General features: G+C 73.1%; 7 protein-coding genes. 5 read left to right on the top strand and 2 right to left on the bottom strand.

Going from position 1 to position 17,634, the window contains the following annotated elements; translation table 11 throughout:
* Positions 1-89: 89 nt before the first annotated feature.
* Both HUT18_RS25860 and HUT18_RS25855 read right to left on the bottom strand, forming a co-directional pair.
* Positions 90-1,604 (bottom strand): MFS transporter, encoded by a 1,515-nt coding sequence (locus HUT18_RS25860; protein ID WP_254878812.1) that lies wholly within the window; start codon positions 1,602-1,604, stop codon positions 90-92.
* Positions 1,594-2,949: a LuxR C-terminal-related transcriptional regulator gene (locus HUT18_RS25855; protein ID WP_176102939.1), complete on the bottom strand. Its 1,356-nt coding sequence runs from the start codon at positions 2,947-2,949 to the stop codon at positions 1,594-1,596. The genes HUT18_RS25860 and HUT18_RS25855 overlap by 11 nt, the downstream gene beginning before the upstream one ends.
* 362 nt (positions 2,950-3,311) lie before the next feature.
* Here HUT18_RS25855 and HUT18_RS25850 point away from each other — a divergent pair, with 362 nt between their 5' ends.
* Genes HUT18_RS25850 through HUT18_RS25830 form a run of 5 tightly spaced genes read left to right on the top strand, consistent with a single transcriptional unit; the run spans position 3,312 to position 17,626 of the window.
* On the top strand, positions 3,312-10,634 hold the full coding sequence (locus tag HUT18_RS25850) for a non-ribosomal peptide synthetase (RefSeq protein ID WP_176102938.1): 7,323 nt from the start codon (positions 3,312-3,314) through the stop codon (positions 10,632-10,634).
* A gap of 5 nt (positions 10,635-10,639) precedes the next feature.
* Complete coding sequence (locus HUT18_RS25845) at positions 10,640-12,346, top strand: thioester reductase domain-containing protein (RefSeq protein ID WP_254878810.1); 1,707 nt, start codon at positions 10,640-10,642, stop codon at positions 12,344-12,346.
* Positions 12,343-14,100 (top strand): fatty acyl-AMP ligase, encoded by a 1,758-nt coding sequence (locus HUT18_RS25840; protein WP_176102936.1) that lies wholly within the window; start codon positions 12,343-12,345, stop codon positions 14,098-14,100. Before HUT18_RS25845 ends, HUT18_RS25840 begins: the two co-directional genes overlap by 4 nt.
* The gene (locus tag HUT18_RS25835) at positions 14,097-15,821 is read left to right on the top strand and encodes an acyl-CoA dehydrogenase family protein (protein ID WP_176102935.1); all 1,725 of its coding nucleotides are present in this window, start codon (positions 14,097-14,099) and stop codon (positions 15,819-15,821) included. Before HUT18_RS25840 ends, HUT18_RS25835 begins: the two co-directional genes overlap by 4 nt.
* Positions 15,818-17,626, top strand: coding sequence for an acyl-CoA dehydrogenase (locus HUT18_RS25830; RefSeq protein WP_176102934.1), 1,809 nt, complete (start codon positions 15,818-15,820; stop codon positions 17,624-17,626). Before HUT18_RS25835 ends, HUT18_RS25830 begins: the two co-directional genes overlap by 4 nt.
* The last annotated feature ends 8 nt before the right edge of the window (positions 17,627-17,634 follow it).

Below are 17,634 nucleotides of genomic sequence, written 5' to 3'. Positions count from 1 at the left end.
GGCCCTTCGTACGTCGAAGGGACCCCGGCCCGCCGTATTGCTCAGCGCGTCACCGCGCACGTCAGCACGTCACCGCACACATCCCCGCGTCACTGCGCCCCCGCGGCCGCCATCTGCGCCTCGGCCGCCTTCCGCAACGACGGTACGAACACCATGGCAAGCAGCGACAGGCCGAGGTTGAGCACCAGGGTCACCGTGAAGGCGTGTGCGTAGTCGTGCTGGGTGGTGGAGTCGTCGAGGGTGCTGAAGTAGAGCAGGCCGACCAGGGCGACGCCGACCGACATGCCGAGTTGGCCGACGGTCTCCAGTACGCCCGCGGCGCTGCCCGCCTCCTGCGGCGGGACCTCGGCGAGGGCACTGCCGAGCAGTGGGCTGACGCCGAGGCCCTGGCCGGTGCCGATGACGACGAGGGCGGGGATGAGCATCGGCCCGTTGACGTCGTCGCCCGCGGCGAGCGCGGTGAGCAACAGCACCAGGTAGCCAAGGGCGTTGAGGCCGTAGCCCGCGGTCAGGATGTGCAGCCCGAGCTTGGCGACGATCTTCGGGACGAAGAGCGAGACCGCGGTGAAGGCGATGCCGAGCGGGGCGAAGAGCAGGCCCGCCTCCAGGGCCGAGTAGCCGAGGCCGCTCTGGAGTTGTACCGCCAGGACGAAGAAGAGTCCGGCGTTGCAGGCGAAGAAGGCGAGGAAGACGAGGTTGCCCGAGCGGTAGCCGCGCAGTTTCAGGAGGGCCGGACTGACCAGCGGCTGGCCACCGCTCGCCGCCAGCTTCCGCTCCCACCGTCCGAACGCGGCGAAGAACGGCACCGAGAGCACCATCATCGCGAAGCACCACCAGGGCCAGCCCGCGTTGCGGCCCTCGGCGAGCGGGAAGGACAGGAGCAGCAACGCGACGGTGAGCAGGCCCACTCCGGGCAGGTCCAGGCGGGGCCGCTGGGCGCCCTTGGTGCCGGGCATGGTCAGCCAGGCGCCCACCATGGTGGCGATCCCGAGCGGAATGTTGACCAGGAAGATCGGGCGCCAGCCCCAGCCGAACAGGTCCAAGTGGACCAGTACGCCACCGATCAACTGGCCGGAGATCGCGGCGAGTCCGATGGTCACGCCGAACAGGGCGAGTGCGCGGTCGCGGCGGGCGCCTTCGAACGAGGTCTGGATGATGGACAGGATCTGCGGGAAGAACAGCGCCGCCGAGAAGCCCTGGACGCAGCGGAACGCGATGAGCGACTCGGGGTTGGGGGCGATGCCGCAGGCCAGTGAGGCGACGGTGAACAGCCCCAGACCGGCGAGGAACATCCGCTTGTAGCCGACGATGTCGCCGAGCCGTCCTCCGGTCACCAGGAAGAGCCCGTAGACCAGGATGTAGCCGCCCACGGTCATCTCGACCGCGGAGACGGAGGCGTCGAGGTCCGCGCGGATGGAGGGGACGGCGACGTTGACGATGTAGGAGTCCATCATCGCCATGAAGGTGGCGGCCATCGCCACCAGGACCATGGCCCGTACCCGTCGCGGGCCGGGCGCCTCGGGTCCGGCGGCCTCCCCGGTCCTGGCGGTGCCGCCGTCGTCCCCGTGCCGTTCGGTGACGGTCACGGTCTGCTCATCCTGCATCTGCGGTCCTGCTCTCCTGAGTGGGGGGCGTGGTCCGGGGCTCGTCCTCGGGGTGCAGCAAGTGGAGGTGTGCCCCCACGAGTTCGACCCGGGAGGAGACGCCCAGCTTCCGGAAGATCTTGCGGAGGTGGAAGTTGACGGTGTGCGGCGAGAGGTTGACCCGCGAGGCGATCTGACGGTTCGTCAGGCCGTCCGCGACGAGCCGGACGATGTTGTGCTCGGCGGGGCTCAGCGGATTGGGCCACTCGCCGTCGCAGGGCGGGACCTCCGGCGCCACGGCCTGGACGGTGGTGCGGGTGGCGGCGAGCTTCAGGGCCGGAACACGCGGCTGGAGTACGGCGTCGAGGCGCTCGGCGGGGCCGGACGACAGTAGGGCCGCCGCCTCGCGCACGAGGGGGTGGCGGAAACCGAGCCGGTCGCCGTCCAGGACGAGCACCCCGGCCTGTACCGCCTCGCGTACGGCGCCGAGCAGCGGAAGGGCCTGTTCGTCCGGCAGTTGCGTCAACTCGCTCGTCCGTACCGGGTGCGAGCGGACCGCGACGGCGGTCAGCAGGGTCCGGGCCGGCGCGGACAGCCGCGGGTCCTCGCGCACCAGGGCGGTCAGTACGAGCCGGGGCAGCGGTTCGGTGACCGCCCGGGCGACGGCGCCTCGCACGGTGTGCCCACCACAGGCGCTGAGCGTGTCCAGTAAGGCGGCGAGCAGCCCGGGGTGGCCGCCGCAGGCGTCCACCAGATGTCCGAGGCCGGTGTCCGGCACGCCGCCGAGCCGGTCGGTGGCCATCCGGACGCAGTCGCGGTGGCGCAGCGGGCCGAGGCTGAGCCGGACCGTGTCCGGGCTCTGGGCCGGACCGTGCGGTCCGGGCGCGCCGGTGCCGGAGAGCAGCCACAGCACCCGGCGGGCGGAGGCCACCGAGGGCAGCGCGGGCAGTGCGCCGCGGACGTCGGGGTCGTCCCAGGGGACGTCGTCCAGGGCGATGAGTACGGGACGCGTCCCGCTGCCCGGTCTCTGTTCGCGGCCGGGTCCGGCGAGTTCGGCCGCGAGCGTCTCGGCGAGGAGGTCGGGGCACCAGGCGGTGTCCGGACCGGTGGCCGCGGTGAACACCCCGGAACCCGCGGCTCCGCCCATCAGCGAAGCGGCGAGCAATAGTTTGCGAAAGCGTTCCGCGGGACCGCTCAGAACATCGAACCCGCACCGTTCGGCGGTGTCCGAAATTCGCTGGACCAATGTCGTTTTTCCGGAACCTCGCGCTCCGTCGAGGAGAACAAGGCCATTACGCCCACTTCTCACCGTACGAAGTCGCTGCCGTATTACCCACTGTTCATGGGCACGGCCGTACAGATTCACAATCTCCCCCGTCTGTACCTGTTGTTCAGTTTTGCGCGTACGTGCCTCACCTGGCACAACGCGCGCGAGCGACGCCCCTGTCGCTGCCCACCTCTCCCCACGCGGCAACCCGGTCGGCCGGTTTCACCGCCTCCGGAAAACGTTCGTCCCGCACGCTACGCGCGGGATGAGAACCCCACCATCAAGGAATGGTCAACTACTCAAACAAGTAGGGGTGTCCGGAACTACTCGAACAAGTAGGGCCACCGTGAACTACTCGAACAAGTAGTGGCTGAGATCCGCAGACTTTGACAGGTTTGAGAGGCCTATCGAGGGTGCCCCGCAGGCCCTCGAAGCCGTCTCTATGGGGGAGAGCCGCGCACATGCCACACCGCAACCCGGGCATTCGTCTGCCCTTGACCGCCGCCCAGTCGGGCGTGTGGGCGGCCCAGCAGCTCGACCCGGGGAACCCCCGCTACAACTGCGCCAGTTACCTGGAGATCCACGGCCCGGTGGACGCCGCGCTGCTCGGCCGGGCGGTGCGCACGGCACTGACCGAGGCAGAGGCGCTGCGGGTACGGCTCGACGACTTTGCCGTACGCACCGGCTCCGAGGATCCCGAGGGCGCGGCCGAGTTCGACGGCCCCGGGCAGACGGTCGTACCGGTGGCCGAAAACCCCCTGGAGCTGCTCGACCTCTCGGCCGCCGACCGGCCGCGAGCAACCGCCGAGCAATGGATGCGGGCCGACCTGTCCCGCCCCGTCGAGCTGGTTTCGGGCCAACTCGTCCGGCACGTCCTGATCGAGGAATCCGCCAACACCCGGCTGCTTTACCTGCGTTACCACCACCTGCTGATGGACGGCCTCGGCCAGACGGCCCACGTCCGGCGTATCGCCGAGGTGTACACGGCGCTCGCCGCGGGCGCCGAACCCCCCGCCGCCCGTGCGCTGCCGCTCGCCGAACTCGTCGCCCAGGACGCCGCCTACGCCGTCTCCCCCGCCCACCGCCGCGACCGCGCCCACTGGCTGGAGCGGTACGCGGACCGCCCGGACCCGGTGAGCCTGGGCGATCAGGACGACCTCTCCGCCGAGGCCGGACTACTGCGCCGCAGCACCGAACTGTCCATGGCGGACGTGGAGTTGCTCGGAGACGCCGCCCGGCGGCTCGGCGCCCGGCCCTCGGCGCTGCTTGTCGCGGCCGTGGCCGCCTACCAGTGCCGGATCACCGGTGCCGAGGAGACCCTGCTGCGGATTCCGCTGCCCGCCCGCTCCTCCGGCGGGGCGATCGCGACCCCGGGCATGTCCGCGAACGAACTGCCGCTGCGGATCGCCGCCCCGCGCGGCGCCTCCTTCGCGCAGCTGGTCGAGGGTGTCTCGGCCGAGCTGGGCCGCGCGCTGCGCCACCAGCGGTTCCGTGGCGAGGAGTTGCACCGGGAGCTGTTCCCCGAAGGGCGGCGCGGGCAGCTCGCCGGGACCACGGTCAATGTGGTGACCTTCGACGCCGACGTGGCCTTCGGCGACCTGCCGAGCACCGCGCACCACCTCTCCTCGGGCCCGGTGGACGACCTCCGGTTCGACTTCTTCGCCGACGCCCGGGTGACCCGGGTACGCCTGAACACCGAAGCCAACCCGCGCCGCCACTCCCCCGGCGCCCCCGCCGCGCACAGCCGACGCCTGCTCACGCTGCTGCGCGGCGCCCTGGCCGCACCCGAACTCCCCCTCGGGCGACTGCCGTTGATGGACGCGGCCGAGCGTCGCGCGGTACTCGCCGCCGGTTCCCCCGCCGTACGCGACTACGACCTGGACAGCAGGCTGCACGAGCTGATCGCGGCCCAGGCCGCGCGTACCCCCGACGCGGTCGCCGCCCAGGTCGCGGGCGCCAGTCTCACGTACCGCGAACTCCGCGACTCCGCCCGGCGGTTGGCCGCCCACCTCGGCGATCTCGGAGTGGCGCCCGGCAGCATCGTCGGCGTGCACCAGGAACGCTCGCTCGACCTGGTCGTCTCGCTGCTCGCGGTCCTCATGGCGGGCGGCGCGTATCTGCCCCTCGACCCCGAACTGCCCGCCGCACGACTTGAGTTCCAGATCGAGGACGCCGGGGTCGGCACCGTACTGAGCACCTCGGGGCCCGCCGAGCGGCTGGCCGAACGCCTGACCGGTGACGGTACGAAGGTCGTCGCGGTGGACCGCCTCCTGCCCGAACTGCCCGCCACGGACGCCCCGTTGTCTCTCGGCACGCCCTCCGACACCGCGTACGTGATCTACACCTCCGGCTCCACCGGCACCCCGAAGGGTGTCGCCGTACCGCACCGTGGCGTGGTGAACCGCCTGCTGTGGATGCAGGAGGAGTACGGGCTCGGGGCGGACGAATGCGTGCTGCAGAAAACGCCGTTCACCTTCGACGTGTCGGTGTGGGAGTTCTTCTGGCCGCTGCTCGCCGGGGCGCGGCTGCACCTCGCCGAGCCCGGCGAGCACCGCGACCCCCGGGCGCTCGCCACCAAGATCCGCGAACACCGCGTCACCACCGTCCACTTCGTGCCGCCGATGCTCGACCTGTTCCTGGCCGAGCCTGCTGCCGCCGAACTCCCGGGCCTGAGGCGGGTGGTGTGCAGCGGCGAGGCGCTGCGGCCGGAGACGGTCGCCCGGTTCCTGTCCCGGTACGGGTCCGGCGCACACGCCCCCGCTCTCTTCAACCTGTACGGACCGACCGAGGCGTCCATCGACGTCACGCACTGGCGGTGCACGGGGCGGGACACCGGCGGCCCGGTGCCGATCGGCCGCGCCGTCGCCAACACCGGTCTGTACGTACTGGATCCGGGCGGCGAGCCGTTGCCGTTCGGTGTTCCCGGCGAGCTGCACATCGGCGGCGTCCAGGTCGCGAGCGGCTACCTGAACCGGCCCGAGCAGACGGCGGAACGCTTCGTCCCCGACCCCTTCGGACCGGCTGAGGGAGAAGGTGCGCAGGGCCCTCATCGAAAGGGCGAGGGCCGAGGAGGGACGCTGTACCGCACCGGCGACCTCGCCGTGCTGCGCGAGGACGGCGTGGTCGAGTACCGGGGTCGTATCGACCACCAGGTGAAGGTGCGCGGCTTCCGGATCGAGCCCGGCGAGATCGAGTCCGCGCTGCTCGCCCTGCCCGGCGTCACGAGCGCGGTCGTGACCTCGCCCCAACAGGCGGACGGACAGCGGCAGTTGCTGGCCCACGTGGTGGCCGCCGACGCCACCGCCGAGAGCCTGACGGCGGCGCTCGGCGAACGGCTGCCGGAGTACATGGTGCCGTCCCGCATCGTCCTGCTCGACGCGCTGCCGCTGCTGCCGAACGGCAAGGTGGACCGGCGCGCCCTGCCGGTACCCGTGGCGCACGAGGACACGGCCGCGCCCGGGACCTCCGAGGACACAGCCCCCGCCGACGAGGCCGAGCGCCGGGTGCACGACGCCTTCGCCGCCGCGCTCGGCAAGGACCGAGTCGCCCTCGGCACCTCCTTCTTCGCCCTCGGCGGCGACTCCCTGCTCAGCATCCGGGTGCGCAGCGCCCTGGAGCGCGCCGGGTTCACCTTCGCGCTGCCGGACCTGTACGAGGCGCCGACGGTACGCGGGCTCGCCCGCCGGATCCGGCCGTACGTCGCCGAGGGCCCGCGCACCGAACCGTTCTCGCTGCTCTCCGCCGCCGACCGGGAACTGCTGCCGGACGGCCTGGTGGACGCCCATCCGCTCAGCAGCATGCAGACGGGCATGGTCTTCCACGCGGAGTACGAGGAGGGCTCGTCCGTCTACCGGGTGGTCACCGGCATCCGGGTCGGCCTCCCCTTCGACGAGGACCTGCTGCGCGGCGCGCTCGACGCGACCGTACGGCGCCACCCGGCGCTGCGCAGCTCCTTCCACCTCACCGGATTCGGCGAACCGCTCCAGCTCGTGCATCGCGAGGTACGGGTCCCCCTCGCCGTGGACGAACGGCTGCTCGGCGCGGACGAAGCGGCGCGCGAGGCCTTCCTCGCCGAGTGGGCCGAATTCGCCAAGCACCACGACTTCACCCTGACCGCCGCCCCGCTGCTCGCCTTCACCGCGCATCCGCTGGCCGAGGGCGCGTTCCAGCTCGGCGTGGTGGAGCACCATGTGGTGCTCGACGGCTGGAGCGACGCGGCGATGCTCGACGAGATCGTGCGGCGCTACCGTGCCGCGCTCTCGGGCGAGGACCTGTGGCTGCCCGAAATCCCGTCCACCTTCCGGGAGTTCGTGGCCGCCGAGCGGCAGGCGGCTGAGCGCGAGGAGCACCGCGCCTTCTGGGCCGGGGAGTTGGCGGGTGCCGAGCCCGCACCCCTGCCGCTGCGCACCGCGGGCCGGGCGGCGGGCGCCGCCCACCGCCGCTTCGACGTACCGGTGTCCGAGGAGACGGGGGCCCGTATCACCGCCGCCGCCCGCGCCGCCGGACTGCCGACGAAGTCCCTGCTCGCCGCCGCCCACGCGGTCGTCCTGGACGCGGTCACCCCCGGCGCCGAGGTGCTGACCGGTGTCGTCACGCACGGCCGTCTGGAGGAGGACGGCGGCGACCAGGTCATCGGTGTCTTCCTCAATACGCTGCCGCTGCGGATCGGTGTACGGGGCGGCTCCTGGCTGGAGCTGGCCCGCCGGGTGCACGCGCACGAGCAGCGCACCCTGCCGCACCGCCGCTACCCGTACGCCCGTGTCCTGCGCGACCACACCGACCTGTCGCCGGACTCGTACGTCAACTTCATGGACTTCCATCAACAGTGGGGCTCCGACGCGGCGATCCAGGACGGCTTCGGCATCGCCGAGACCAACTTCCCGCTCGCCGCGAACTTTCTCGTCGACCCGGCGGGCGGCCGTCTCGGCCTCTGGCTGGACTGCGACACCGCGTCCCTGGACCCCGAGTTCTGCGACCGCCTCGCCGGTTACTACGCGCGCGCCCTCGCGGCCCTGGCCGCCGACCCGCAGGCGGCGCCCCCCACCGAGCTGCGCGGCGCGGACGAGCGGGCCCGTCTGGACACCTGGAACGCCACCGCGACGGACTTCGGCACCACTGCCACCCTGCCCGGGCTCATCGCCCGCCAGATCGCCGCGACACCGGACGCCCTCGCCCTCGTCGACGGTCAAGTGCGCCTGTCCTACGCCGAGTTGGACGAGCGGGCGGCCCGCCTTGCCCGGCTGCTCCGCGAGCGCGGCGCCGGGCGCGGCCGCCGGGTCGGGGTGAGCGTGCGGCGCGGCGCGGACCTGGTCGTCACCCTGCTCGCGGTCGCCCGCGCCGGCGCCGCGTACGTCCCCATGGACCCGGACTTCCCCGCCGACCGGCTGCGCTACATCGCCGAGGACGCCGCCCTCGACTGCCTGGTCACCGGGCCCGGCGGTCCCGAGGAGCTGCCCGCGGGCGGGTACGTACGGCTCGACCGGGACGCGGCCGAGATCGCCGCGCGGTCCACCGACCCACTCGACGAGCAGGCCCGGCCCGGCGACCCGGTGTACGTCATCTACACCTCCGGCTCGACCGGCCGCCCCAAGGGCACGGTCCTGCTGCACCGCAACGTGGTCAACTTCACCGCCGCCATGGACGAGCGGATCGGCCTGGCCGCCGACGACGTCGTGCTCGCCCTGACCAGCGTCTCGTTCGACATCTCCGTACTGGAACTGCTGTGGCCGCTGACCCGCGGCGCGAGCGTCGTGGTGGCCGGGGAGCGCATGATCGAGCGGCTCACCCCGGCCGACGGCGAGGACGGCCTGTGCGCGCTCCTGGCCCGCCACGGCGCCACCCTGCTCCAGGCCACCCCCTCGTTCCTGGCGGCGGTGGCCGCGCAGCCGGAGGCGCTGGACGCACTGCGAGGGCTGCGGGCGCTGCTCGTGGGCGGCGAGGCCTTCCCGTCCGGGCTCGCCCAGAAGCTGCTCGGCGCGCTGCCGTCGGTCCGAGTGTTCAACATGTACGGGCCGACCGAGACCACGATCTGGTCGACGGTCCACGAACTCGACCGCGAGCGCGACGTCCACGCGGCCGCGCTGCCGATCGGCCGCCCCGTCGCCAACACCCTGGTCCGCGTCACGGCGGACGACGGGCGCGAGACCCCGGTGGGCGTCGCCGGTGAGCTGTGGATCGGCGGCGAGGGAGTCGCGGAAGGCTATCTGGACAGGCCGGAGTTGACCGCCGAGCGGTTCACCGACGTGCCGGGCGGCCGCTTCTACCGTACGGGCGACCGGGTGCGGTGGCGGGCCGACGGCACGCTGGAGTTCCTCGGCCGGATCGACCGGCAGGTGAAGATCCTGGGCCACCGCATCGAGCCTGACGAGGTGGAGAGCGTGCTCTCGCGGCACCCGGAGGTCGCCTCGGTCGCGGTCGTCGCCGCGCGCCGCACGGGCGGGGCGGCCGAGCTCCTCGCCTATGTCGCGCCGGTCGCCGAGAACGGCGAGGAGGGGGCCGCGGGCGGCGAGCGCGGCCACGTGGACCGCTGGCGGGACGTCTGGGAGGGCGCGTACACGCCCGCCGTCGCGACGCAGACCGCCCAACTCGGCGACGACGAACGGGACTTCGCGGGGTGGGCGAGCAGCTACACCAAGCGGCCCATCCCCGCGCACGAGATGCGCGAGTGGCTGGGCAACACCGTCGAACGGATCCGGGCGACCGGGGCCCGCCGGATCGTGGACGTCGGAGTCGGCGTCGGTCTCTACCTGCGGGAGCTGGCCCCGGCCGCCGATTCCTACCTGGGCATCGACCTCTCCCCCGCCGCCCTGGCCACCGCCGCCTCGATCGCCATCGACGGCAAGCTGCCCGACCACCTCACCCTGCGCCAGGGCGACGCGCTCACCCTGACCGAACTCCCGGACTCCTCGGCCGACTTGGTGCTCTTCAACTCGGTCGTCCAGTACTTCCCGGGCGCCGACTACCTGCGCCGGGCGCTCACCGAGGCACTGCGGGTGGCCGGGCCTCAGGGCGCGGTCTTCGTCGGTGACGTACGGGATCTGTCGCTGCTGCCCGCCTTCCACGCGGACACCCAGATCCGCCGGGCGCCCGCACTGGCCCCGGCCCGCGAGGTGGCGGCTGCCGCGTCCCGCGCCCTCGCCGAGGAACGCGAACTCTGCCTGACCGCCGCGTTCTTCGAGGAGTTCGCGGCCTCGGCCGGAGCCGGTCTGCGGGTCGAGCTCAAGCGCGGCCACCACGCCAACGAACTGACCCGGTTCCGCTGGGACGTGACCCTCCTGGGGCGCGACCGCGCGCCGCACGCGGTCGCCGACGGCAAGCGGGTCACCTGGGACGAGCTGAAGGGGACCGGCACCCTGGCCGAACTTCTCGCCGGTACCGCACCGGAGTTGACGCTGACGGTCACCGGCCTCCCGGACGCACGCCTCGAACGCCCCCTGGCCGCACTGGAGTTGCTGCACGGCCAGCACAGCGCCGAGGCGACCGGCTGGGACCTGGAACGGGCCGTCTGGGAGGCGCAGGGCGACGGCGCGCTCGACCCGGAGGACATCGCCGCCCTCGGTGAGCGCCACGGGCGGCCGGTACGGCTGATCCCCCCGGAGCCGGGCCGGGTGGGCGAGTTCGACGCCGTCTTCGAGCCGGTGGGCGCCCCGCCCGCCGGTCCCGGGACGACGGACTCCGATGCGGCAGGTTCCGGCCAAGCGGCCTTCGACCAGGCAGCTTTCGACCAAGCAGCTTTCGATCAGGCGGCTTTCGATCAGGCGGCCACCGCGCCGAGGGAGCAGTGAGCACCGTGAACGCACCCGTCACCCCGACGGCCAACAACCCTCTCGCACAAGCGACTTGGGCCGCCTTCCGCACCCGCCTGCGGGAATTCGCCGCCGGGCAGCTGCCCGACCCGATGATCCCGTCCCGCTTCGTCGTACTGCCCGAACTGCCCAAGCTGCCCAACGGAAAGGTCGACCGGGGCAGCCTGCCCGCCCTCGCGGAGGACGAGACCTCGGGCGCCGCCGCCTATGTGGCGCCGCAGACGCCCGAGGAGATCCGGATCACCGAGATCTGGGCCGATGTCCTGGGCCTCGGCCGGGTCGGACTCAAGGACAACTTCTTCGAGCTGGGCGGCGATTCGCTGGCGGCCGCGCAGATGGCGGCCCGGCTGCGGGAGGCCACCGGCGTCCAGATCAGTCTGCGCAAGCTGTTCGACCACCCGACCGTGGAACGCCTCGTACGCCACCTCGACACGCGAGGCAGCGGGGCCGAGTCCGGTGGTCCCTCCGCGCACCCGCGTTCCCTCGCCAGCGAGGACCTGACGGCCGAGGCGGTCCTGCCCGCCGACATCGTCCCGGCCGCCGACGCGCTGCCGCCGTCGACCGGCCCGTACGACACGATCCTGCTGACCGGCGGCACCGGCTACACCGGCGCCTTCCTGATGCGTGAACTCCTCGACCGTTCCACGGCCCGACTCCACGTCCTGGTACGGGCGGACACGCCCGCGCAGGCGGCGGCGCGCGTCCGGGCGGCGATGGAACGGTACGGCGTGTGGCGCGACGGCGACGAGGCACGGTTCACCGGCGTGCCCGGCGATCTGGCCCGGCCGTACTTCGGCCTTGACCGCCGGACCTATCTGGCCCTGGCCCGCGACGTCGAGATGATCGTCCACAACGGCGCCTGGTCCAGCTACGCGCTGCCCTACCGGCGGCTCAAGCCGGTCAACGTCCTCGGCACCCAGGAGGTGCTTCGCCTGGCCGCCCGGCACCGGGTCAAGCCGGTGCACTACATCTCCTCGCTCGCCGTCTACCCCGGCCGCCCCGGTGACCACCGCTGGGCGGAGGACGCGGCCACCGACCCCGAGGGCGTGGTGGGCGGCTACCGGCAGACCAAGTGGGTGGGCGACCGCATGATGGCGCAGGCCCACGAGCGGGGGCTGCCCACCTGCGTCTACCGCCCCGGCCAGATCGCGGGCGCGCAGACCACCGGCGCCTGCGCCACGGACACCTTCCTCAACGCGACCATGAAGGGCTGCGTCCAGCTCGGCGCCGCCCTGGAGTTCGACGTCTTCCTGGAGATGACCCCGGTCGACTTCTGCGCCGCGGCCGTGGCCCATGTGGCGCTCGGCGGGCAGTGGCACGGCACCTCGTTCAACCTGCCGGGCGGGCATCCGCTGGCCTGGGACCGGTTCGTCGCACTGCTCGCCGAGTGCGGCTATCCGCTGCGCCGCCTCTCGTACGCCGACTGGTACGCCGAACTCACCGCCGCAGCCGAACGCGGCGAGGAGAACGAACTCACCCGTTTCCTCCCGCTGTTCGGCCCCGAACTGCCCGCCGAGGACCTCGGCTACCGGGGCAGCAGGCCCGTCTTCGGGACCACCAACCTCCAAGCGGCGCTGACCGGTTCGGGCATCGCGTGCCTGCCGCCCGAGCGCGAGCTGATCAGCCGCTACCTCGCGTACTTCGAGGCCACCCACTTCCTGCCCGCGCGTGCCGAGAGGACTGCCCCGTGACCGACTCCCTGCTCCTGGGCGAGCCCAGCGCCCTGCACCTGCTGCGCCGCCACGCCGCGGAGCGGGCCGGGCGCGCGGCCGTCACCTTCGTCCACGACCACGACGCGCCCGACGGCGCCCGCACCCTCGACTACGCCGCCCTGGACGCCGAGGCCCGCCGGGTCGCCTCCTGGCTCCAGGAGCGCTGCGCCCCCGGCGAGCGCGTCATGCTGCTGCACCCGCCGGGCCTGCCCTTCGTCACGGCCTTCCTCGGCTGTCTGTACGCGGGCGTCGTCGCGGTGCCCTCGCCGATGCCGGGCCAGTTCCAGTACCAGCAGCGCCGGGTCACCGGCATGGCCGCCGACGCGGGCGTACGGGTCGCCCTCACCGACACCGGGCAGCTGGCGGAGGCTCGTCAGTGGATCGAGAACGAGAGCCTGGACATCGCGGTCGCCGCCAGTGACGCGCCGGACTTCGGTGACGCGGACCGGTGGCGCGACCCGGACGTCGGCCCGGACACGCTGGTGCTGCTCCAGTACACCTCCGGCTCGACCGGCGACCCCAAGGGCGTCATGGTCGACCACGGCAATCTGCTGCACAACGCGGACAGCCTGCGCCGCGCCCTCGGCCTCACCGAGGACACCAACTTCGGTGGCTGGATACCGCTTTACCACGACATGGGCCTGATGGGGCAGCTGCTGCCCAGCCTCTTCCTCGGCAGCAGCTGCGCGCTGATGTCCCCGATGGCCTTCCTCAAGCGCCCGCACCAGTGGCTGGCCCTGCTCGACCGGTACGACGTCGGCTACTCGGCCGCGCCCAACTTCGCCTACGAGCTGTGCGTGCGCCGGGTCACCGACGCCCAGCTCGGGCAACTCGACCTGTCCCGCTGGCAGTTCGCCGCCAACGGCTCGGAGCCGATCCAGGCGTCCACCCTGCGCGACTTCGCGGAGCGCTTCGCCCCGGCCGGGTTCCGCGCCGAGGCGCTGGCCCCCTGCTACGGCATGGCCGAGGCCACCGTCTTCGTCTCCGGCCTGGCGAGCCGCCCGCCGAAGATCGAACCGGTGGACCCCGAGGCCCTGGAGAAGCACTCCCTGGAGCAGCCTCGGCCCGGCGGCCCGGTCCGCGAGCTGGTCGGCTGCGGCGACGTGCCGGACTTTGACGTACGGATCGTCGACGCGGACGGGCACCGGGTGCTGCCCGACGGGACGACCGGCGAGATCTGGCTGCGCGGTCCCAGCGTGGCGGCCGGTTACTGGGGGCGCCCCGAGGCGACCGAGGCCACCTTCGGCGCCCGCACCGCCGACGGCGAGGGCCCGTTCCTGCGCACCGGCGACCTCGGCACCGTGCTCGACGGCGAGATCTTTGTGACCGGCCGCAGCAAGGACCTTCTGATCGTGCACGGCCGCAATCTCTACCCGCACGACATCGAGCACGAACTGCGCCTCCAGCACCCGCAGTTGGCGACCCTGGTGGGCACCGCGTTCACCGTGCCGGTGCCGCAGGAGGAGGTCGTCGTCCTGCACGAGATCCGCGGCCGGTTCGGCGAGGAGGAGCTGCGCGATCTCGCGGTGGCGATGCGCGCCACGGTCTTCCGCGAGTTCGGGGTGCGTACGGCCGGTCTCGCCCTGCTCAGGCCGGGCACGGTCCGCCGGACGACGAGCGGCAAGGTGCAGCGCTCCGAGATGCGCGCCCTGTTCCTCCAGGGCGCGCTCACCCCCGTGCACGAGGAGATCGACCCTGCGGTGCGCGCCCTGCTGACGGAGGCCGCCCCGTGACCGGACACCTCCCGCAGTGGGCGGACGGACTGCCCGCCACGCTGGACACCGCACTGCGCCGCGCCGCCGAGCCGGGCGGGCCGTTCGACCCCGCCGTCGGTGCCCGGCTCGACGCGCGCGAGGAGTTCCCGGGCGAGGCCTGTGCGGTACTCGACGGCTGTGGCATCGCGCACGCCTACGTACCCCCCGAACTAGGCGGCGCGCAGGGCGGGTTGCCCGAACTCGTCGCGTCCCTGCGGACGGTGGCACGCCGCGATGTGACGGTGGCGGTCGCGCACGGCAAGACGTACCTCGGGTCGGTGTCGGCCTGGGTCGCGGGCTCCTACGCGCAGCGACGCGCGCTCGCCCGGATGGTTCTCGACGAGCACGCGGTGGTGTCCTGGGGCCTGACCGAGCCCGGCCGGGGCAGCGACCTGCTGGCCGGGCAGCTCACCGCGGTGCCCACGGCGACCGGCGGCTGGCGGCTCGACGGCGCGAAGTGGCCGATCAACAACGCGACCCGCGGCCGTCTGATCTCGGTGCTCGCCCGCACCTCGACCGAGGGCGGCGCGCGCGGCTTCAGCCTGTTCCTCGTCGACAAGGAGCGCCTGGCTGCGGGGAGTTGGCGTCCGCTGCCCAAGGAACCGACGCACGGCATCCGGGGCGCGGACATCAGCGGTATCGCCTTCGACAGCGCCGAGATCCCCGCCGAGGCACTCATCGGCGGGGTCGGCGAGGGCCTGGAGATCGTGCTGCGGGCCCTGCAACTCACCAGGACCGTCTGCACCTCGCTGTCCCTCGGCGCGGGCGAGCACGCCCTCGCACTCGCCCACGACTTCGCGGAGCGGCGCGCCCTGTACGGCACGACACTGCTCCAACTTCCCCTTGCTCGCCGCACGTTGGGGCGGGCCGCCGCCTCCCTGGCGCTGGCCGAGGCCGCCGCGCTGCTCGCCGCCCGCTCGGCGCACTGCCTCCCCGGCGAGATGAGCGTGGTATCGGCCCTGGTCAAGGCGGGTGTGCCGGACCTCGTCCAGCAGACGATCGACGAGCTCGCCGAACTTCTGGGCGCCCGTGGCTACTTGACCGAGCAGCACGCCGACGGGATGTTCCAGAAGCTGGAGCGCGACCATCGCATCGTGGCGATCTTCGACGGCAGCACGGCCGTCAACCGCTCCGCGCTGATCGCCCAGTTCCCGGTCCTGGCCCGCAGGGCCCGCACCGGCGCACACGACGCCGAGGGCCTCGCCGTACTCGTCGGCGACGGCCCGGTGCCGCCGCTGGACCATGGCGCGCTGCGGCTGATGAGCCGCACCGGGTGCAGCGTGGTGCAGGGGCTGCCCACGGCCGTCGACCGGCTCGCCCACCTCGCGGCGGACGGCACCGTACCGCGCCGCGCGTACGAGGCGGCGACCGCCCTGGCCGAGGAGATCGCCACGGTCGCGGACGCCATGGCGGCACTGCCCCCGGCCTCCCGCGACACACCCCCTCAGGCCTTCGCGCTCGCCCGCCGCTACGAACGGTGCTTCGCGGGCGCCAGCGCCGCCCACCTGCTGCTCACCGCACCCGCCGGCACACCTCACGCGATACGGCTGACCGCCGCCCTGGAACGCTCCCTCGAACTGCTCAGGCCCGGCCACGAGGCACCACAGGACGCGTACGAGGAACTGCTCTCCCTGCCGACGGTGCCTGACGACCCGGTCGGCCCGAACGAGGCGAACTCCGCGAAGGAGCTGATCGCATGACTCCCGCGACCCCCGCCGCGCCGACCGGTGCTGAGCCCACCGACTCGGAGGGCGCCCGGCATGGCGTACCGGACCCTGCCGCCCGGTACTCCGCGCACACCCGGCACTCCCCGCACGGCAAGGAGATCGACGCCCTGGAGGACCTGTTCGGCGACGCCGCCGACCGGGCGAATCCGGTGGGCACCGCCGCCGTCGTATCCGCCGACGAGCAGGGCCACATGCTCCCCGCGGGCGAAGAGTCGCTGACCGGCTTCGGCCTCAACGCGCACTTCGTGCCCGCGGCGCTCGGCGGCCGGTTCACCGGTCTGGAGGGGCTGATCGGCGTCATGCGCGCCGTGTACCGGCGCGACCCCTGCCTCGGCCTCGGCTACGGCGCGGGCTCCTTCATGGCCGGGGCCAACGTCTGGACCGCGGGCAGTGAGGCCCAACAGGCGTGGCTGGCCGAGCTGTTGCTCTCCGGCGGCCGGGCGGCGTGCGCGTACCACGAGCTGGCGCACGGCAACGACTTCTCGCGCGCGGGACTCACCGCGCTACCCGGGCCGGACGGGCGGCTGCGCCTGAACGGCCGCAAGGAGGTCGTGGCCAATCTGCGGCGCGCGGAGGCGATGGTCCTGTTCGCCCGTACGGACCCGGCGCAGGGCAGTCGCAGCCACTCCCAACTCCTGCTCGACAGCGCGGACTTGCCTACGGGTGCGGTACGCCACCTGGAGCGGTTCGGCACCGTCGGGATGCGCGGCGTACAGCTCGGCGGCGTCGAGTTCACCGACTGCGCCGTACCGGCCGACAGTGTGGTGGGCAACCCCGGCCAGGGAGTCGAAACGGCCCTGCGCTCCTTCCAGGCGACCCGGATCGCGCTGCCCGGCATGACCATCGGCCTGCTCGACACCGCTCTGCGGACCGCACTGCGCGGAGCCCGCGGCCGCAGGCTGTACGGCGGCACCGTCACCGACCTGCCGCTGTCCCGGTCGATCCTCGCCGAGGCCTTCGCCGATCTGCTCCTCGCCGACACCTTCACCGCGGTCGCGGCCCGTACGACCCACACGGCGCCCGCGCAGGCCGGGGTCTACGCCGCCGCCGTCAAGGCCTTCGTCCCACGACTCCTGATGCACGCGGTATACCGGCTCTCCGAACTGCTCGGCTCGCAGTTCTACCTCCGCAGCGCCGAACAGCCCCTGTTCCAGAAGCTGTTGCGCGATGTCCAGCCCTCGGCCTTCGGGCACGCCTCCCGGGTCTCCTGCCAGTCGGCGCTGCTGCCCCAGCTGCCGCTGACCGCCCGTCGCACCTGGCGCAAGGACGGGGCCGCCGCACTGCCCGAGGAGACCTTCCACCTCGGAGAGCCGCTGCCCGCCCCGTGCTTCACGGACCTGACCGTGACGGGCGGCGGACGCGACCCGCTCTCCCGCTCGCTCGTCCTCGGCGCGGCACAGGCCGCCGCCTCGCGGGACGACGAGGCGGTCACGGCGCAGGCCCGCCTCTGGTGCGACGAACTCGACGCGCTGGCCGCCGACGCGGCCGGGCTCGGCCCCGCCGAGGCCGGTCCCGCCGCCTCGCCGTACGCCTTCGGACTCACCACCCGCTGGACCGGTGTCCTCGCGGCCGCCGCCTGCCTCGGCACCTGGTGGCAGCGTCCCGACGCCGCAGGGCCGACGGCGACGCTGGCCGCGCTGCACCGGCTCGGCGCCCACCTCGACCGCCACCGCGACCCGCTGCCCGCCCGGCTCGCCGAACCGCTCCACGCCGAGCTGGTCCGGCGCTTCGACGCGGGCCTGACCTTCGACATCGACTGCCGCCCCACCGGGGCCTGATCACCATC

It is taken from the genome of Streptomyces sp. NA04227, from assembly GCF_013364195.1.
In the GTDB taxonomy this organism is placed as follows: Bacteria; Actinomycetota; Actinomycetes; order Streptomycetales; family Streptomycetaceae; genus Streptomyces.
Note: the sequence above shows the minus strand (reverse complement) of the source record. Positions and strands in the feature narration are given on the sequence as shown.

Bases quoted from the DNA above. Each gene is read 5' to 3' on its own strand.
- HUT18_RS25830 (WP_176102934.1), top strand. From the start codon at position 15,818: ATGACTCCCGCGACCCCCGCCGCGCCGACCGGTGCTGAGCCCACCGAC.
- HUT18_RS25860 (WP_254878812.1), bottom strand. From the start codon at position 1,604: ATGCAGGATGAGCAGACCGTGACCGTCACCGAACGGCACGGGGACGAC.
- HUT18_RS25850 (WP_176102938.1), top strand. From the start codon at position 3,312: ATGCCACACCGCAACCCGGGCATTCGTCTGCCCTTGACCGCCGCCCAG.